Here is a 17,231-nt window from a genome sequence, read left to right on the forward strand (position 1 = left end):
GAACTTGTTGGGGGTCAGTTGTCCGGCTGCAACAATTTGTGCAGATGGACCACGACATAGCGCATGGTGGCGTCGTCCACCGTGCGCTGGGCGTTGGCGCGCCAGGCGGCTTCGGCCTGGGCATAATCGGGGAAAATCCCGACGATGTGCAGATCGGCGGGATTGGTGAAATCCATGCCTTGCGGATCGGCCACGCGGCCGCCGAACACCAGATGCAGTTTGCTCATGCGCGGTGGCTTACCCGCGCGGGCGTTCAGGCGCCAGTGCCGTTCACTGCATAGTCGCCCTGCAAGCGCTGCATGGTGGCGGCGAACCAGGCTTCGAAGTCGGGCCCGGCCCAGGCCCGGTGGTTGCCGGCCGCATAGCATTCGCCATTGCGCATGTAGAATTCGGCGTTGATGCGGTTGGGCAGCCGGTTGTCGCGGGTGGCGATCACCTTGGCCGGGCTGCCGACCACGATGCTGTTGTCCGGCACCTTTGTGCCATCCTTCAGATAGGCATGCTGGCCGACGATCGATCCCGCGCCGACATGGCTGCCGTTGTAGACCGTGGCGTTGATGCCGATCAGGCAATGATCGCCGATGGTGCAACCGTGCAGCGTCACATGATGGGTCACACTGGTATAGGCGCCAACGATCACCGGTTTGCCGGGATCGGTGTGGATCATCACGAAATCCTGGATGTTCGCGCCTTCGTGGATTTCGACATGGGCGGTTTCGGCGCGGATGACGGCGTTGCACCAGATGCTGGCGCGCGGGCCGATGGTGACATGGCCATAGATCTGGGCGGAAGGATGGACGTAGGCTGTCGGATGGATCTCGATCTGGCTCGTCATTTGTTCCCCGCCTGCACCGCCAGGCTCCTGGCGTTGGCGGTCTTCAGGAAGGCCACCAGCGCATCAAAGCCGTTCTTGGCGATGTAACTGGTGAAATCGGCTTCCTGCGTCAACGAAAGATTGACGCCGCCCACCACCAGATTGTTGACCTGCAATTTGCCGCCCGAACTGTCATCCCTGGTCTTCACCTGCCAGATCGTGTCGATCGGCTGTGCGCCGGGGCGGGTCACGCGGGTGTAGACTTCGGTATAGGGGCCGCGCCCGATGGTGCGCTGCACCTGCACCCGCGCGTCGGCATAATCATACAGCCGGTCGGCATAGGCGTTGAGCACGAATTCCGGGAAGGCGGCGCGATAGGCCGACAATTGCGCCGGCGTGAGGCCGGTGCGCTGCCGCCGGATCAGGCGCATGCCGATATCATCGAGTGCGACGTCGCGCTGCAATATCTGCCGGAATCTGGCGCGGGCGGCCTGCCGGTCGATCGATTTGTCGCGCAGGATGGCAAAGCCGTCGCCCACCAGGGCCTCGACAAACGGCCGCGCGGCGGGATCGCCGGGGCTGGCTGCCGAGGCTGAACCGACCTGGGCAGCCGCCGGCAGGGCCGGCGCCGCAAGGGCAGAGAGTGCGGCGATGAGGGCGATCAGTGGCTGTTTCATGGGGCGCGGCAATGACAGCGTCTGGTTGAACCGGCGATTAAAGCCCGGTGACCCGCTTGGCGAGCGCACCAAGACTGCGCCGTTCGGAATCGCTGCCGGGAAACAGCATCGCCAACGCTGCGCCCGCCGCCAGTCCAGCAAGAATGGCCAGCACCGGATTTTCGGTGACCAGTTCCCGCGCGTCTGCCGTGCTGCTGGCGGCGGTGGCGGACGGCACATCGTCATAATCGGTGTAGCCGGCCAGATCATTGTCGATATCAAGCTCCGCGCGCGAAATGCGGCCGCCGGCATAGACCGCCAGCCCGACCGCAGCCACTGCCGCCCCGACCACCACAGGGTGCGCCTTGACCAGGCCGGTGGCGTCCCGAGCCAATTCCGTGCCACGGGCTTTGGCAGCATTCAGGGCATCGTCCATGATACGGCGCGGAGTCAGCCGTTCCGCCAGATCGTTGACGCCATCGGCCAGCCGGGCGCCGGCATCGTCGGCAGCGCGGGCGAGGTCTTCGATGGTGGCCGGCTCAGTCATGCGCTTTGTCCTTATGGGCGTTGCCGCCATTGTTGGCCAATCCGGCGAACCGGTCAATCTGGGCCGCCAATGCCGCAAGGCTGCGGCGCGGCGCAAGATTGGCTTGCTCCAGCCGCGACAGGCCGGTCCTGCCGAGCGCCAGACCCGCGACGGCGGCGACCACCGCGACAATGGCCGTGGCCGCCGTGGCGCCGACCAGCTCGGCCAGCGCCAGCACGGCGGCGACCAGCAACAGCGTCATGCCGATCGTCAGCAGGCCCATGGCTGCTGCCAGCATGGCCAGCGGCCCGCGCAGCGATCCGAAATTGGCCTTGAGCTCGGCCGAGGTCAGCGCCGCCAGCGCTTGCAGCAGGGTCAGCAGCCTCGCAATCAGATGGCGGGGCTGCGTGGAATGCTGGGACTTTGGCGCAATCATCAGTCTTGCGAAGCCTTTGCGATGCGGCCGATCAGGAAGCCGACAGCAATCGCCAGGCTCACGGCCATAACGGGCTGGGCGCGCACCAGTTCCCGGCCATTGTCCACCAATTCCTCGACCGATTTTTCAGCCAGCGTGTCGGCGATGGTGTCGATGGTGGCGGTGGCACTGCCGATGAAGCGCTTTACCGGCGCCGTGTTGCTGCCCAGCGAATCGCCGATATTGTCGGCCAGCAAGTCGGCCAGTGCTTTCAGGCCGCGCACCTGGCCAACCAGGCTGTCGCGTGCGTCTTCGACCAGCAGGGTCAGCCGGCCGCGCGCCAGATTGATCAGCATGTCCAAGCCGCCGCTGGCTGCCACCGTCGGCGCTCCGGCCGGTGTCCTGTTGACGCGACCCGCAGGGGGAATGGCCACGTCATCGGCCGACCAGTCATCAGACCAGTCCGCAGCGTCGATCGGCAGTGAGATGTCGGCGGGATCGATCGTGCTCATCAAAGCTTCACTCCTGGGCTCGCGGATGCTTGCCCGCACCGGCAACCCTCTCTATCTGGCCTGTCACGCGCCTCGGTTCAAGGCCGACGGTGCCCAGTATCCAGTTGCAAGAGGGTCAGACCGCCATGACTGCCATCGTCGATATCCATGCCCGCGAAATTCTCGACAGCCGCGGCAATCCCACGGTCGAAGTGGATGTGGTGCTGGCGGATGGCTGCACCGGCCGCGCGGCCGTGCCGTCGGGCGCTTCCACCGGCGCGCACGAAGCGGTCGAGCTGCGCGATGGCGACAAGGCGCGTTACCTGGGCAAGGGCGTGCTGAAGGCCGTGGCGGCGGTGAACGGCGAGATTTTCGATGCGCTGGCCGGCATGGAGGCCGAGGAGCAGGGCGCCGTCGATGCCGCGATGATCGAACTGGATGGCACCGCCAACAAGTCACGGCTGGGGGCCAACGCCATCCTGGGCGTGAGCCTGGCGGTGGCCAAGGCGGCAGCGGATTCGCGCGGCCTGCCACTGCATCGCTATGTCGGCGGCGTGTCGGCGCGACTGTTGCCGGTGCCGATGATGAACATCATCAATGGCGGTGCCCATGCCGACAATCCGATCGATGTACAGGAATTCATGGTGATGCCGGTGGGCGCCGGCAGCATTGCCGAAGCCGTGCGCTGGGGCGCGGAAATTTTCCACACACTCAAAAGCGAGTTGAAGGCGCAAGGCCACAACACGGCGGTGGGCGACGAAGGCGGCTTTGCGCCGAACCTGAATGGCACCCGCGCCGCGCTGGATTTCGTGATGGCGGCCGTTTCGAAGGCCGGCTTCACGCCCGGCGAGAATGTCATGCTGGCACTTGATGCTGCGGCAACCGAATTCTTCAAGGATGGCCAATATCATCTGCACGGTGAAGGCCTGACCCTGTCCCCGGCACAGATGACGGATTACTGGGCCAGCCTGTGCGCTGACTATCCGATCCTGTCGATCGAGGACGGCATGAGCGAAGACGACATGCTGGGCTGGAAGATCCTGACCGACAAATTGGGCGGCACGGTGCAACTGGTGGGCGATGATCTGTTCGTCACCAATCCGGCGCGGCTGGATCAGGGCATCAAGGATGGCCTGGCCAATGCGCTGCTGGTGAAGGTCAACCAGATCGGCACACTCACCGAAACCCTGGCTGCTGTGGATCTGGCGCACCGCAACCGTTATCGCACGGTGATGTCGCACCGTTCGGGCGAAACCGAAGACGCCACCATCGCCGATCTGGCGGTGGCGTGCGGCTGCGGCCAGATCAAGACCGGCAGCCTGGCGCGTTCCGACCGGCTGGCCAAATACAACCAGCTCATCCGCATCGAGGAAGAGCTGGGCAGCGAAGCGCTGTACGCAGGGCGGTCGGTGCTGCGCTGATCGGGGTGCGGTTGCCCAAGCGTGGCAGCCGCTCTATCCATGACGCGGTGCGCCGTGTTCTGCTGATCCTGTGCTTGTTGCTGGCCCCGATGCTTGCTGCGCCGGCTTGGGCCGCGCGCATCACGGCTATCGAAAGCCAGCCCGGCCGGGTGATCGTCACCGCCGATGGCCCGCTGCCGGCCGGGCAGGCGTTTGCGCTGGCACAACCTTTCCGCCTGGTGGTGGATTTTGTCGGCGTGGTCGATCCGCTGACGGCGCCGGGCAGCAACAGCGTCTCTGCGCTGCGGGCGGCGATGTTTGCGCCGGGCACGGCGCGGCTGGTGATTGATCTGAAGGCGCCGGTGATCATCCGCGAGGCGCGGGCCAGTGGCAATCAGGTGGTCATCGCGCTGGAGCGCGCGGATGCGCAGGTGTTTGCCGCCACCGTGGCGCGCGGCCGCCGGCCACTGGCGCTGTTGCGCAGCGATGGCCCACCACCACCGCCAACGGTGGCGACGGGCGAGTTCAGCCTGCCCGACAATTTCGGCCGCAAGCCCGATCCGGCGCCGTCAGTCACCGTGGCCGATCCGCCGGTCGTGCCCGTTGCGACGGCAGCGCCAGAGCCTGCGCCAGCCAAAGCCGAACCCAGCAAGGCCCGCACGCCGGCGCGGCGCGGGCGCGGCGGCGGCAAGCCGCTGGTGGTGATCGACGCCGGCCATGGCGGCAAGGATGTCGGGGCGATCGCCGTGAGCGGTGGCTATGAGAAAGAGGTGACGCTGGCCATTGCCCGCGAAGCCGCGCGCATCCTGCGCCAATCGGGGCGGGTGCGGGTGAAGCTGGTGCGCGAGGATGACCGCTTCATTCCGCTGGGCGGGCGGGTGCGCATCGCCCGCGATGCCCGCGCCGATCTGTTCGTTTCGGTGCATGCCGACAGCGCGCCGAACGAGGGTGCACGCGGCGCATCGGTCTACACCTTGTCCGCGGTGGCCAGCGATGCCATCGCCGAACGGCTGGCAGCGCGCGAAAACAAGGCGGATATCATCGGCGGCGTCAATCTGGGGGTGGAAGCGCCAGAGGTTGGCGAGATCATGGTCGATCTGGTGCGGCGCGCCACCGGCAATGTCTCGTCGCAATTTGCCGAGGATCTGCAGGCGGCGCTGGAACGCGAGGGCGTGAATTTCCGTGGCCAGTTCCACCATTTTGCCGCCTTTGCCGTGCTGAAGGCACCCGATGTGCCGTCGGTGCTGCTGGAAACCGGCTATGTCTCCAACAAGGACGATGCCGAACGGCTGTTTTCCCATGATGGCCGCAAGCGGCTGGCCAAGGGCATCGCGCGGGCGATCGAACGGCATCTGACCGGTGAGTAGGGCTATCGCTGCGTGCGGCTGGCGGCTATTCGGGGCGGTGTGAAGCGTCTGCGCCGCCTTGTGCTGATTGTCGTGCCGCTGCTGCTGGCCGGCCTGCTCTATTGGCAGGCCACCACCGGCCTGCCGGCGGAGGCGGAATTGGCGGCGTTCAGCCCGGCGCTGCCGTCCACGGTGCGCGATGTGAACGGGCTGGTGGTGACCAGCTACAGCCGCGAGCGCCGCATTTTCATACCCTATGATCAACTGCCGCCGCGACTGGTGCAGGCCTATATCTCGGCCGAGGACAAGACCTTCTTCGAACATGACGGCATTGATTGGGTGGGCCTGGCCGGCGCGGTCGTCACCAATATCCAGGCGGTGTTTACCGACAAGCGGCCGGTGGGCGCGTCGACGATCACCCAGCAGGTCGCCAAATCGCTGGTCGGCAACGAAGTGTCGCTGTGGCGCAAGCTGCGCGAGGCGATCCTGGCGCGGCGGCTGGAATCCGTGCTGACCAAACAGCAGATTCTTGAACTGTACCTCAACCAGATTTTCCTCGGCCGCAACGCCTATGGCGTGGAGGCGGCAGCGCAATCCTATTTCGGCAAGTCGGTCGATCAACTCGATCTGGCGGAGATGGCCTATCTCGCCATCCTGCCCAAGGCGCCATCCACCTATGATCCGGTGCGCCAGCGCGACCGGGCGCTGGCACGCCGCGATTATGTGCTGGGCCAGATGCTGGCCAATGGCCAGATCAGCGCCGCCGAGCGGGCTGCGGCGGCCGCAATGCCATTGGATGCCATACCCAATCGCGCCATCGCGCGCGGCCGTGACGATTATTTCATCGAGGATGTGCGCCGTACGTTGATCGCCAGATATGGCGATGCGCAGGAAGATGGCCCGAACAGCATCTATGGCGGCGGGCTGTGGATCCGCACCTCGCTCGATCCCGCGATGCAGGCGGCCGCCGAAACCGCCATGCGCGATGGCATGACCCGCTATGAATCGCAGCGCGCCTGGCGCGGCCCGGCCGGGCATATCGAGCCGGGCGACGGCTGGCAGAACCGCTTGTCGGGCGTGGCGGTGGCGCTGGGCTATCCGCGCTGGGTGAAGGCGGTGGTGCTGGCCAAGCGCGGGGTCGACAGCCAGATCGGCCTTTCCGATGGCAGCACCGGCACCTTGCCCGGCCGCAACGCCGCCAGGCCCTATCGTGCCACCCAGCGATCGGCGGCGCAGGTGCTGCGCCCCGGTGATGTGATCATCGTGACGCGCACCGGTGCGGGCTGGGCGCTGCGCCAGACCCCGGAGATATCGGGCGGCATGGTGGTGGAGGAAGTCGCCACCGGGCGGGTGCGGGCGATGGTCGGCGGATTTGACGCGCGCGCGCAGGCCTTCAACCGTGCCACCCAGGCCAACCGCCAGCCCGGCTCCACCTTCAAGCCGATCGTCTATGCCACCGCGATGGACAATGGCTTCACGCCGGCCAGCATCGTCGTCGACGGGCCCTATTGCGTGTTCCAGACGAAATTGCTTGGCACCAAATGCTTCCGCAATTTCGGCAACATGCGCGGGGCAGGTGCGCAAACCTTGCGCTGGGGCCTGGAACAATCGCGCAACCTGATGACGGTGCGCATCGCCGACGCCACCGGCATGGATCATATCGTGGCGCAAGCCAAGGCGCTCGGCATCGGCAATTACCAGCCGGTACTGTCGATCGCGCTGGGCGCCGGCGAAACCACGGTGCTGAAGCTGACCAACGCCTATGCGCAGATTTTCAACCAGGGCCGGCGGCTGGAGCCTGGCCTGATCGATTATGTGCAGGATCGCGGCGGCAAGGTGATCTGGCGGCGCGACACCCGCGGCTGCCCGGGCTGCAATGCGCCGGCCTGGAACGGCGGGGCGATGCCGCGGCCGCAAGGGCGGGTGGAACAGGCCATTGATCCTCGCACCGCCTATCAGATCGTGCATGTGATGGAAGGCGTGATCCAGCGCGGCACCGGCACGGCGCTGGCGGCGCTCAATCGGCCGCTCGCCGGCAAGACCGGCACCACCAACGGCCCCAATGATGTGTGGTTCGTCGGCGGCACGCCCGACATCGTGGCGGGCCTGTATCTGGGCTATGATCAACCGCGCAGCCTGGGCGGCTATGCCCAGGGCGGCACCACGGCGGCGCCGATCTGGCGGCAATGGGGAGAGACGGCGCTGAAGGATTGGCCCAAGCGCCCGTTCGCGATTCCATCCGGCGTGCGCATGGTGCGCATCGACCGGCGCAGTGGCCAGCGCGTGTTCGGCGTCTGGCCCGATCCCGGCCCGCGCCCGGCGGTGATCTGGGAAGCCTTCAAGCCGGAAAGCGAACCGCGCCGCACGGGCAGCGCCGAAGATGTGCTGGCCCGCCGCGCCTCCACCCGCGTGCGATCGGACGCGCAGTTCCTGGAGCAGGAAGGCGGCATCTACTGAGTTCTTGCGCGCCGCGCGCCAGCCCTCTATCCCGCCGCTTCTGTTTCATTGGACACAAGCATGAGAGCCGAAGCTGAATCCGCTGCCCTCCAGATCAAGCAGGCGCTCGACCTGCTGAGGAGGTCTCTTTGACTGGGATCGTGCACTCCGCCGTCTTGATGAACTGAATGCGCGGGTCGAAGACCCGAAACTGTGGGACAATCCCAAGGCCGCCCAGGCCCTGATGACCGAGCGGCGGCGGCTGGATGAAGCCATCACCGCCACGCGCAGCATCGAACGCGATCTGGCCGACACCAGCGAACTGATTGAAATGGCCGAAGCCGAAGGCGATGAGGCGCTGGCCGAAGATGGCGTCGCGGCGCTGAAGGCGCTGGCCGCCAAGGCCGAGACCGACAAGGTCGCGGCGCTGCTGTCCGGCGAGGCCGACAACAACGACACCTATATCGAAATCAACAGCGGCGCCGGCGGCACCGAAAGCCAGGATTGGGCCAGCATGCTGTTGCGCATGTACCAGCGCTGGGCCGAAAAACATGGCTACAAGGTGGAATTGATGGATTTCAACAGCGGCGAAACCGCTGGCATCAAGAACGCCACGCTGCTGGTGAAGGGCGCGCAGGCCTATGGCTGGGCCAAGACCGAAAGCGGCGTGCACCGGCTGGTGCGCATCAGCCCCTATGACAGCGCGGCGCGCCGGCACACCAGCTTTGCCAGCGTCTGGGTCTATCCGCAGGTCGATGACGATATCGAGATCGAGGTGAAGGAAAGCGACCTGCGCATCGACACCTACCGCGCCTCGGGTGCTGGCGGGCAGCATATCAACACCACCGATAGCGCCATCCGCATCACCCACGTGCCCACCGGCGTCGTGGTGGCCTGCCAGAACGAGCGCAGCCAGCACAAGAACCGCGCCACGGCGATGAAGATGCTCAAGGCCCGGCTGTATGAGCGCGAACTGGCCATCCGCGAAGCCGAAGCCGCCAAGACCGAAGCCAACAAGACCGACATCGGCTGGGGCCACCAGATCCGATCCTATGTGCTGCAGCCCTATCAGCTGGTGAAGGATCTGCGCACCGGGGTCACCTCCACCAGCCCGGATGATGTGCTGGATGGCGATGTCGATCCGTTCATGGCGGCGGCGCTGTCACAGCGTGTGACCGGCGATGCGGTCGACGTGGAGGATGTGGACTGATGGCGGGCGCCCGCTAACGGCACACGCGCAACCCCTCCGTCAGCCTTCGGCTGCCACCTCCCCTTGCAGGGGAGGATCATCGGGAAAATTCCTCCCCTCCAAGGGGAGGTGGCACGCGAAGCGTGACGGAGGGGTGCCGGTCAGCTGGAAAACTGCGCCACGTACCGCGCCAGCCCCGCATCGAGATCAGCGATCAGATCATCGGCATCCTCCAGCCCGATCGACAGGCGCACGATCGGGCCGGGCAGGGTTGTGTGGGTGGCGGTGCGGATGCGGTCCAGCTCGACGGGCAGCACCAGCGATTCATAACCGCCCCAGGAAAAGCCGATGCCGAAATGCTGGAGCCCATCGATCAGCGCGGCGGTGTGCGGCCGGCTGCCCTGTTTCAGCACCATGGCAAACAGCCCGGTCGCGCCGGCAAAATCGCGCTTGAACAGCGCGTGCTGCGGGTGAGAGGGCAGGGCGGGGTGCCAGACCCGATCGACAGCCGGATGGGCTTCCAGCCAGCGCGCGATTGCCAGCGCCGATTGTTCGTGCCGGTCCAGCCGCAGGCCCAGGGTGCGCAGGCCGCGCAGCACCAGCGCCGTATCATCGGCCGAGACATGATGGCCAAGCCGGTAGCTGGTGGCCTTCAGGCGTGGCCACAGTGCCGGTGTGGCCGCAGCGCAGCCCATCATCACGTCGCTGTGTCCGCCGACATATTTGGTGAGCGCCTGGATGCTGATGTCCACACCCAGCGCCAGCGGTTGCAGGCGCAGCGGTGTCGCCCAGGTGTTGTCGATGAGGGTGGTGACGCCGCGCGCGCGGGCGACTGCGGTGATCGCCGGCAGATCCTGCACGTCGAACGACAGCGATCCCGGCGATTCCAGCAGGATGGCACCGGTTTGTTCAGAGATCAGATCAGCAATGCCGGCGCCGCAGCACGGATCGATATAACGGGTGGTGATGCCCAGTGGCTTCAGCAACTGATCGGCAAACGTCCGGCTGGGTTCATAGGCACTGTCGGTGACCAGCAGCTCATCGCCGGCCTTCAGGCAGGCGAGCAGGCTGGTGGTGATGGCCGCCACGCCGGAGGGAAACAGCTTGGTGCCGGCCGCGCCCGGTTCCAGCGCGGTGAGCGCGTCTTCTAGCGCCCAATGGCTCTGCGTGCCGCGCCGGCCGTAATAGAGCCCGGCATCCGGATCACGCAGCGCCGCATCAAGATCGGCAAGATTGTCGAACAGGATGGTCGAGGCGCGCGCCACGGGCGGGTTGACCATGTCGTGCGCATGATCGCGCCCCGCCTGGGCGAGTTGCGTGCCGATGCCGAGCGCCGAAAGATCGGTGGGTGTGGGCCGTCGTGCCGTCATGTGCGCAATTTACCCTCATCCCCCGGATCAAGTCCGGGGCAAGCCTGTCCATGCTGGCGCCGAGTCGCCTTCTTCCCTCAAGAACGAGGGATTCAAGCCCCAGTTACGACGGGATTGTGCGGGTTCGCACCCCATTCGCTCCAACTGCCGTCATAAATGGCGACATTGCTCTTGCCGATCAACGCAGCGCCGAAGGCCAGCACCGGCGCGGTGATGCCGGACCCGCAAGTGGCGACCAGCGGCTTGGCAAGATCGATGTCGGCCGCGTCGAACAATGTCTTGATCGCCGCTGCGGGCTTGTATGTGCCGTCGTCGTTGAACAGCGCCGCATAGGGGATGTTGCGCGATCCGGGGATATGGCCGGGGCGCACGCCGGGGCGCGGTTCGGGTTCGGTGCCGGCGAAGCGGCCGGCGCCGCGCGCGTCCACCACCTGTTCGGCCTTGGTGCGCAGATTCTCGGTCATCTGGCCCATGTCACGCACCAGGCTCTTGTCTGCCCAGACGGTGAAGTGGCGATGGCGCACGATCGGCTTGCCGCTTTCTTGCGTGCGGCCTTCGGCCTGCCATTTGCCGAAGCCGCCATCCAGGATGGCGACTTCGTGGGCGCCGAACAGGTTGAACATCCACCATACCCGCGCCGCCGAATGCAGCGGGCTGTTGTCATAGATGACGATGCGGCTGCCATCGCCGAGGCCCAGTGCCTGACAGCGTGACGCGAATTTCTCCGCCGGCGGCAACATGGTCGGCAGCGCATTGCTGGTATCCGACACTTCCTCGATATCGAAGAACACGGCCCCCGGAATATGCGCAGCTTCGAATTCGGCACGAGCGTTGCGGCCAGACCCCGGCAGGAACAACGTGGCGTCGATGATCCGCAGGTCCGATTTGCCCATCTCTGCGGCAAGCCAATCAGTGGACACCAGTAGGTTCATGCGTCACTCCCTGCGGATCATTGTTCCGTCCGCTGATATGGTGACATAATTATGCGCTGTCCGCATGTCACCCCCGCGCGGTTCGAAGATGAAGAAATGGAGACGATTAGTGGTGGACGTGTTGCATCTTGGCCAGACCTCAGGCCTGCCCGCCAGCCCGGAAGCGGCCGTGCTGGATTATCCGCCCAATCCGCGGCCGGATGCGCTGTATCTGGTGCGCTTCACCTGCCCGGAATTCACGTCGCTGTGCCCGGTGACGGGTCAGCCGGATTTCGCGCATATCGTCATCGATTATGTGCCGGCGGCTACCATCGTCGAATCGAAGGCGCTGAAGCTGTTTCTGGGCAGTTTTCGCAACCACGCCGGATTTCATGAGGATGTTACGGTCGGCATCGGCCAGCGGCTGGTGGCGGAAATGCGCCCGGTCTGGCTGCGCATCGGTGGTTACTGGTATCCGCGCGGCGGCATCCCCATCGACGTGTTCTGGCAAAGCGGGCCGGTGCCCGATGGGCTGTGGTTGCCCGATCAGGGCGTGCCGACGTATCGCGGCCGGGGATGACAACGGGATTATACTGGGGGGAAGTTTGATGATTCGCACGATGTTGGTGGCCATGCTGCTGGCCGGCACCGCAAGCGCGCCGGCCTTGGCACAGTCGGCGGATAGCCAGTTGAAGACGATCTACGACGCGGAATGGCAGTGGCGGCTGGGGCAGACCGGGCAGCAGCAGTCCGGGATCGAGACCAAGCCGGGCAATCGCCTGTCGTGCGTGACGCCGGCCTGCCAGGCGCAGCGCCAGGCCTATTGGCAGGACGTATTGAAGCGCATGGCCGCGATTCCCGACGCCGATCTGTCGCCGGAAGAGCGGCTGAACAAGGCGGTGCTGACGGAATCGCTGCGCAGCGAAGTGGTGAGCATCGGCTGGCGCCAATATGAAATGCCGATCAACAGCGACAGCAACATCTGGAGCTATCTGCCAGCGCAGGTGCAATTCCGCACGGCGCAGGAATATCGCAATTATCTGAGCCGTTTGCGCGACATGCCGCGTTATTTCGATGAGCATGTGGCCAATATGCGCGCCGGGGCCAAGCGCGGCTTCACGCCGCCGGCCGTGACCATGGTGGGCCGCGACGAGACGCTGGCCGCGCAGATCAAGCCCGCCGCCGACAGCCCCTTCTATGTGCCGTTCCGGTCAATGCCGGCGCAAATTCCGCCGGCCGAGCAGGAGGCGATGCGCGCCGAGGCCCGCGATGTGATCGATACCATCGTCAATCCGGCGCAGACACGGCTGTTGAGCTTCCTGCGGACCGAATATCTGCCGGCGGCACGAAAGACCACTGGCGCGAAGGACCTGCCCAATGGCCTGGCCTGGTATCGCGATCAGATCCGCGAGTTCACCACGCTCGATCTGGCGCCCGCCGATGTGCATGCGCTGGGCCTGCGCGAAGTTGCACGCATCGATGCCGACATGCAGCGCACCATGCGCGATGCCGGCTTCACCGGCGATTTCAAGGCATTCCTGGCCTTCTTGCGCACCGATCCGCAATTCTATGCCCGCACGCCCCGCGAGTTGCTGGGGTTTTCGGCGCTGGTGATGAAGAAGATGGATGGCAAGCTGGATCAGGTGTTCACCACGCTGCCGCGCTATCGCTTCACGCTGCGCGCCGTGCCGGATGCGATCGCGCCGGTCTACACATCGGGGCGCGGCGGGCTGGATGCCTGTTTCATGAACACCTATGATCTGAAATCGCGGCCGCTCTACAATCTCGTGGCGCTCACCTTGCATGAATGTGTGCCCGGCCACAGCCACCAGGCCGCGATGGCGCTGGAGGCGCCCGCCCGCCCGGCCTTCCGGCGCCGCACCTATTTCTCCGGCTATGGCGAGGGCTGGGGCCTCTACACCGAATGGCTGGGCACCAAGTTGGGCCTGTATGAAACGCCCTATGAGGAATTCGGCCGGGAAACCTTCGAAATGTGGCGCGCGGCGCGGCTGGTGATCGATACCGGCCTGCACACCATGGGCTGGAGCCGTGATCAGGCCATCGCCTATCTGGAAGACCATACCGCCCTGGCGCGCCGTGACATCGAGGTGGAGGTGGACCGCTACATCAGTTGGCCCGGGCAGGCGCTGGCCTACAAGTTGGGCGAGCTGAAGATCCGCGAACTGCGCGCGAAGGCCGAGGCTGAACTCGGCCCGCGCTTCGACCAGCGGCCGTTCCACGACACGCTGCTCGGCATGGGCAGCGTGCCGCTGCCGGTGATGGAGGCGGAAATGCTGGCGTGGATCGCGCGGGAGAAGGCGAAAGCTGCCGCAGTGCAGTAGCGGCATCGACCACCAAGTAGCGCGTCATGCTGAACTTGTTGCAGCATCGATGGAGCCAATGCCCCGTCATTTCGGCTTGCGGAGGCTTGATCCCATGGATGCTGAAACAAGTTCAGCATGACATTATTTTCGAAATGGCCTCACGCGATGCCGATGACCTTGTGCGTCTGCAGACCCAGCCGCCATTGCGGGTGGTCCAGGCAATAGGCAATCGCCGCCTGGATGTTGGCGGCCTGATCGGGGCCGTCCATCGGTTGCAGGAAGAAATGCGTGAAGGGCAGGGCGGCGAAGCGTTCGGGCATGGCCTTGGGCTGAGGGTAGACCAATTTCAGTTCATTGCCGGCGCCGAGCAGCAGCGGTGCGTCGGCCTTGGGCGACACGCAGATCCAGTCGATGCCCGGCGGCGGCACCTGCGTGCCGTTGGTTTCGATGGCGATTTCGAAGCCGTGGGCGTGCAGGGCTTCGACCAGCGGGCTGTCCAGTTGCAGCAGCGGCTCGCCGCCGGTGCACACCACCAGGCGATGGTCTGGCGTGTCGCCCCAGCAGGCGGCAACCGTATCGGCTAGCGCATGCGCATCGACGAACTTGCCGCCGCCCGGCCCGTTGGTGCCGACGAAATCCGTATCACAGAAGCTGCATACCGCAGCGGCGCGGTCCTGTTCGCGGCCGGTCCACAGATTGCACCCCGAAAAGCGCAGGAACACCGCGCGGCGCCCGCTCTGTGCGCCTTCGCCTTGCAGGGTGAGGAACAATTCCTTGACGGCGTAACTCACGTTGGCTGACCTTGGGCAGGGTCCACGACGCCGGCTTCGGCAAAGCCCTTGGCGCGCAGGCGGCAGCTATCGCAGGCGCCGCAGGGGCGACCTTCCGGGGTCGGATCATAGCAGGACCAGGTGAGGTGCAGCGGGGCCTGCACCGCATGCGCCGCCGCGATGATCCCGGCCTTGTCGAGCGCCATCAGCGGCGTGTGCACGCGGAAACGATCACCCTCCACGCCGGCCTTGGTGGCAGTATTGGCCATGGTTTCGAACGCCGCGATGAATTCCGGGCGGCAATCGGGGTAGCCGCTGAAATCCAGCGCGTTGACGCCGATGAACAGGTCGCGCGCGCCGGCCGCTTCGGCCCAGCCCAGCGCCACCGACAGGAAAATCGTATTGCGTGCCGGCACATAAGTGACCGGAATGCCGGGCATCACGCCATCCTTCGGCACATCGATATCGGCCGTCAGCGCCGATCCGCCGAAGCCGGTCAGATCCAGTGGCAGCACGATATGGCGTTCGGCGCCCAGGGCGGCGGCCACGCGGGCGGCATGGTCAAGCTCGATGCGGTGGCGCTGGTTGTAATCGATGGTCAGCGCCAGGATGCGCCAGCCCTGCGCCTTGGCGATGGCGGCGACCGTGGTCGAATCCAGCCCGCCTGACAGCAGGATGACGGCCAGCTTGCCTGCCATTGCTCAGGCCGCAATCGCGAACACGCGGCTGCAGAATTGGCAGTCCACCGAAATCAGGCCCTTGTCGTCACGCATGTCGATGCGTTCGGTTTCGGGGAAGCGCATCAGCACGTCGCGGATATGCGCCGCCGAACAGCGGCAGCCCTTCACCGGCCGTGGGCCCGGCACCACGCGCACCTGCTCTTCGTGGAACAATCGCCACAGCAGGGCTTCCGCGGTCAGATCGGCATCGGTCAATTCTTCGGCACTGGTGGTGCCGGCCAGCGCCGCGACATGCTCCCAATCCGGATGCTGGTCGCCGGCATCGAGCCGCTCCCCGCCGATTTCGGCGCGGGCCAGATGCTGGACGATCAGGCCGCCGGCCAGCCAGCCGGTTTGGGCGCTGCCGGCCACACCGATGCGCATCAGCGTCGGCAATTGTTCGGATTGGCCGAACCAGCCTTCCAGCGCGGCAGCGAGGCTGTGGCCTTCCAGCGGCACGATGCCCTGCCAGCGTTCATCGGAGGCGGCCTGATCGACGGTGATCGCCAGATAGCCTTTGCCGAACAGCTCCGGCAGGCTCATGCCGTCGGTCACCGGGATCTGGTCATCGAACTTGATATGGCCGCGCAGCTCGCCGGTGCGCCAGTCACAGGCCAGCAATTCCACCGGGCCGCCCTTGGCCGAGGCCTGCACCGTCACCTGGCCATCGTGCAGTCGCATCGTGGCGCCCACCAGCGCCGTCAGCGTGAGCGCTTCGGCGAGCAACCGGATCAGCGGTTCCGGGTAGGGATGGGCTGCGACGATGGCATTGAGCGTTGCGTCCAGCCGCACCACCTGGCCGCGGGCGCCGCGGGCCGGCACCATGAAGCCCAAGGTGCGATCGGCGGTGGGGGCGATGCCTTCAACCCGCATCAGATGATCCCTGCACACCAGAGCAATATGGCCTTCTGCACATGCAGGCGGTTTTCGGCTTCATCCCACACCGCCGATTGCGGCCCGTCCATCACGCTGTCGGTCACTTCATCGCCGCGATGGGCCGGCAGGCAATGCAGGAAAATCGCGCCGGGGTTGGCGCGCGCCATCAGCGCATCATTGACCTGGAACGGCTGGCACAGCGCCATTTTCTCCTTGGTGTCGGCCTGGCCCATCGACACCCAGGTGTCGGTCACCACGACATCGGCGCCCTCGACGGCGGCCTTGGCATCGTGCAGCACATCGATGCAGCCGCCGCGTGCGCAGGCCATGGCCATCACACCGGAATCCGGTTCCAGCCCGTGCGGCACGCCGACCTTCAGATCGAACTTCAGCAGGGATGAGGCCTCGATCAGCGAATTGGTCATGTTGTTGCCATCGCCGACATAGGCCCAGGTCGATCCGGTCACCGGTCGGCCGCAGCGTTCCTCGAAGGTCATGATGTCGGCCATCACCTGGCACGGGTGCGACAGATCGGTAAGGCCGTTGATCACCGGCACCGCGGCATGCTCAGCGAGTGCCTCCAGCTTGCCATGGTCGTTGGTGCGCAGCATCAGCGCATCGACCATGCGGCCGAGCACGCGCGCGGTATCGGCGATGGTCTCCCCGCGCCCCAACTGCATGTCGCCGGCGCTGGAAACGATCGTGGTGGCGCCCAATTGGCGCGCCGCCATGTCGAAGGAAAAGCGCGTGCGGGTGCTGGGCTTTTCAAAGATCATGCCGAGCACATGGCCGGCGAGCGGCGCATCGGCGTCGACCCGGCCCTTGGGCCAGCCGGCGCGGGCCGCCTTGCGGCGATGCGCTTCGTCCAATATGGCGCGCAGTCCGGCGGGTTTGGCAGTGGCAAGATCAAGAAAATGCGGCATTTTTGAAATCCTCCCCTCCCGCTTGCGGGAGGGGCCGGGGGTGGGAATCTATGGGGCAGACCCTG

Annotated in this window: 18 protein-coding genes; 6 read left to right on the plus strand and 12 right to left on the minus strand. The window is 65.7% G+C overall.

The annotated features are described in order from the left end of the window. Positions 1 to 14 precede the first annotated feature (14 nt). Genes ABWP22_RS03595 through ABWP22_RS03620 form a run of 6 tightly spaced genes read right to left on the minus strand, consistent with a single transcriptional unit; the run spans position 15 to position 2,923 of the window. Entirely contained in the window at positions 15 to 227 is a 213-nt protein-coding gene (locus ABWP22_RS03595) for a DUF4170 domain-containing protein (RefSeq protein WP_353198577.1), read from the minus strand. Positions 228 to 253: 26 nt separating this feature from the next. Then, positions 254 to 835, minus strand: coding sequence for a gamma carbonic anhydrase family protein (locus ABWP22_RS03600; protein WP_353198578.1), 582 nt, complete (start codon positions 833 to 835; stop codon positions 254 to 256). Beyond that, a complete protein-coding gene (locus tag ABWP22_RS03605; protein WP_353198579.1) occupies positions 832 to 1,491 on the minus strand; it encodes an MlaC/ttg2D family ABC transporter substrate-binding protein in 660 nt (219 codons plus the stop codon). Before ABWP22_RS03605 ends, ABWP22_RS03600 begins: the two co-directional genes overlap by 4 nt. 37 nt (positions 1,492 to 1,528) lie before the next feature. Continuing rightward, positions 1,529 to 2,017, minus strand: coding sequence for a hypothetical protein (locus ABWP22_RS03610; protein WP_353198580.1), 489 nt, complete (start codon positions 2,015 to 2,017; stop codon positions 1,529 to 1,531). Next, the gene (locus ABWP22_RS03615; RefSeq protein ID WP_353198581.1) at positions 2,010 to 2,432 is read right to left on the minus strand and encodes a phage holin family protein; all 423 of its coding nucleotides are present in this window, start codon (positions 2,430 to 2,432) and stop codon (positions 2,010 to 2,012) included. The genes ABWP22_RS03610 and ABWP22_RS03615 overlap by 8 nt, the downstream gene beginning before the upstream one ends. Then, a complete protein-coding gene (locus ABWP22_RS03620) occupies positions 2,432 to 2,923 on the minus strand; it encodes a hypothetical protein (protein WP_353198582.1) in 492 nt (163 codons plus the stop codon). Before ABWP22_RS03620 ends, ABWP22_RS03615 begins: the two co-directional genes overlap by 1 nt. 125 nt (positions 2,924 to 3,048) lie before the next feature. Here ABWP22_RS03620 and eno point away from each other — a divergent pair, with 125 nt between their 5' ends. From eno to prfB, 4 genes are all read left to right on the plus strand, one after another. Beyond that, a complete protein-coding gene (eno, locus tag ABWP22_RS03625) occupies positions 3,049 to 4,323 on the plus strand; it encodes a phosphopyruvate hydratase (protein WP_353198583.1) in 1,275 nt (424 codons plus the stop codon). A 47-nt stretch (positions 4,324 to 4,370) separates the two neighbouring features. Next, complete coding sequence (locus ABWP22_RS03630) at positions 4,371 to 5,669, plus strand: N-acetylmuramoyl-L-alanine amidase (protein ID WP_353198584.1); 1,299 nt, start codon at positions 4,371 to 4,373, stop codon at positions 5,667 to 5,669. 39 nt (positions 5,670 to 5,708) lie between these two features. Continuing rightward, on the plus strand, positions 5,709 to 8,105 hold the full coding sequence (locus ABWP22_RS03635) for a penicillin-binding protein 1A (protein WP_353198585.1): 2,397 nt from the start codon (positions 5,709 to 5,711) through the stop codon (positions 8,103 to 8,105). A 60-nt stretch (positions 8,106 to 8,165) separates the two neighbouring features. Continuing rightward, positions 8,166 to 9,294, plus strand: a protein-coding gene (prfB, locus tag ABWP22_RS03640; RefSeq protein WP_353198586.1) for a peptide chain release factor 2 whose coding sequence is annotated in 2 segments (ribosomal slippage) — positions 8,166 to 8,234 and positions 8,236 to 9,294 — 1,128 coding nt in all. Because the reading frame shifts where the segments join, the coding sequence is not laid out codon by codon here. A 140-nt stretch (positions 9,295 to 9,434) separates the two neighbouring features. On the opposite strand, the gene metC is transcribed toward prfB, so the two are convergent. Together metC and sseA are read right to left on the minus strand one after the other, a co-directional pair. Next, entirely contained in the window at positions 9,435 to 10,643 is a 1,209-nt protein-coding gene (gene metC, locus ABWP22_RS03645; RefSeq protein WP_353198587.1) for a cystathionine beta-lyase, read from the minus strand. A gap of 92 nt (positions 10,644 to 10,735) precedes the next feature. Continuing rightward, a complete protein-coding gene (gene sseA / locus ABWP22_RS03650; protein ID WP_353198588.1) occupies positions 10,736 to 11,575 on the minus strand; it encodes a 3-mercaptopyruvate sulfurtransferase in 840 nt (279 codons plus the stop codon). A 64-nt stretch (positions 11,576 to 11,639) separates the two neighbouring features. Here sseA and queF point away from each other — a divergent pair, with 64 nt between their 5' ends. Together queF and ABWP22_RS03660 are read left to right on the plus strand one after the other, a co-directional pair. Then, positions 11,640 to 12,134, plus strand: a complete 495-nt coding sequence (queF, locus tag ABWP22_RS03655) for a preQ(1) synthase (RefSeq protein ID WP_353198589.1) — start codon at positions 11,640 to 11,642, stop codon at positions 12,132 to 12,134. A gap of 28 nt (positions 12,135 to 12,162) precedes the next feature. Beyond that, the gene (locus tag ABWP22_RS03660) at positions 12,163 to 13,896 is read left to right on the plus strand and encodes a DUF885 domain-containing protein (RefSeq protein ID WP_502951079.1); all 1,734 of its coding nucleotides are present in this window, start codon (positions 12,163 to 12,165) and stop codon (positions 13,894 to 13,896) included. Positions 13,897 to 14,036: 140 nt separating this feature from the next. Here ABWP22_RS03660 and queE read toward each other — a convergent pair whose 3' ends face one another. From queE to argF, 4 genes are read right to left on the minus strand one after another with little or no spacing between them, the layout of a single operon-like run. Then, positions 14,037 to 14,669, minus strand: coding sequence for a 7-carboxy-7-deazaguanine synthase (gene queE / locus ABWP22_RS03665; RefSeq protein ID WP_353198590.1), 633 nt, complete (start codon positions 14,667 to 14,669; stop codon positions 14,037 to 14,039). Then, complete coding sequence (gene queC, locus ABWP22_RS03670) at positions 14,666 to 15,346, minus strand: 7-cyano-7-deazaguanine synthase QueC (RefSeq protein WP_353198591.1); 681 nt, start codon at positions 15,344 to 15,346, stop codon at positions 14,666 to 14,668. Before queC ends, queE begins: the two co-directional genes overlap by 4 nt. A gap of 3 nt (positions 15,347 to 15,349) precedes the next feature. Then, positions 15,350 to 16,240, minus strand: coding sequence for an Hsp33 family molecular chaperone HslO (gene hslO, locus ABWP22_RS03675; protein ID WP_353198592.1), 891 nt, complete (start codon positions 16,238 to 16,240; stop codon positions 15,350 to 15,352). Further along, a complete protein-coding gene (argF, locus tag ABWP22_RS03680; RefSeq protein ID WP_353198593.1) occupies positions 16,240 to 17,166 on the minus strand; it encodes an ornithine carbamoyltransferase in 927 nt (308 codons plus the stop codon). Before argF ends, hslO begins: the two co-directional genes overlap by 1 nt. Positions 17,167 to 17,231 lie beyond the last annotated feature (65 nt).

This window comes from Sandarakinorhabdus sp. (genome assembly GCF_040398665.1).
Classification (GTDB): domain Bacteria; phylum Pseudomonadota; class Alphaproteobacteria; order Sphingomonadales; family Sphingomonadaceae; genus Sandarakinorhabdus.

Excerpts from the sequence above, each read along its gene's own strand:
- ABWP22_RS03595 (WP_353198577.1), bottom strand. The coding sequence starts at position 227 with ATGAGCAAACTGCATCTGGTGTTCGGCGGCCGCGTGGCCGATCCGCAA.
- ABWP22_RS03600 (WP_353198578.1), bottom strand. The coding sequence starts at position 835 with ATGACGAGCCAGATCGAGATCCATCCGACAGCCTACGTCCATCCTTCC.
- ABWP22_RS03605 (WP_353198579.1), bottom strand. The coding sequence starts at position 1,491 with ATGAAACAGCCACTGATCGCCCTCATCGCCGCACTCTCTGCCCTTGCG.
- ABWP22_RS03610 (WP_353198580.1), bottom strand. The coding sequence starts at position 2,017 with ATGACTGAGCCGGCCACCATCGAAGACCTCGCCCGCGCTGCCGACGAT.
- ABWP22_RS03615 (WP_353198581.1), bottom strand. The coding sequence starts at position 2,432 with ATGATTGCGCCAAAGTCCCAGCATTCCACGCAGCCCCGCCATCTGATT.
- ABWP22_RS03620 (WP_353198582.1), bottom strand. The coding sequence starts at position 2,923 with ATGAGCACGATCGATCCCGCCGACATCTCACTGCCGATCGACGCTGCG.
- eno (WP_353198583.1), top strand. The coding sequence starts at position 3,049 with ATGACTGCCATCGTCGATATCCATGCCCGCGAAATTCTCGACAGCCGC.
- metC (WP_353198587.1), bottom strand. The coding sequence starts at position 10,643 with ATGACGGCACGACGGCCCACACCCACCGATCTTTCGGCGCTCGGCATC.
- sseA (WP_353198588.1), bottom strand. The coding sequence starts at position 11,575 with ATGAACCTACTGGTGTCCACTGATTGGCTTGCCGCAGAGATGGGCAAA.
- queF (WP_353198589.1), top strand. The coding sequence starts at position 11,640 with ATGTCACCCCCGCGCGGTTCGAAGATGAAGAAATGGAGACGATTAGTG.
- ABWP22_RS03660 (WP_502951079.1), top strand. The coding sequence starts at position 12,163 with ATGATTCGCACGATGTTGGTGGCCATGCTGCTGGCCGGCACCGCAAGC.
- queC (WP_353198591.1), bottom strand. The coding sequence starts at position 15,346 with ATGGCAGGCAAGCTGGCCGTCATCCTGCTGTCAGGCGGGCTGGATTCG.
- hslO (WP_353198592.1), bottom strand. The coding sequence starts at position 16,240 with ATGCGGGTTGAAGGCATCGCCCCCACCGCCGATCGCACCTTGGGCTTC.
- argF (WP_353198593.1), bottom strand. The coding sequence starts at position 17,166 with ATGCCGCATTTTCTTGATCTTGCCACTGCCAAACCCGCCGGACTGCGC.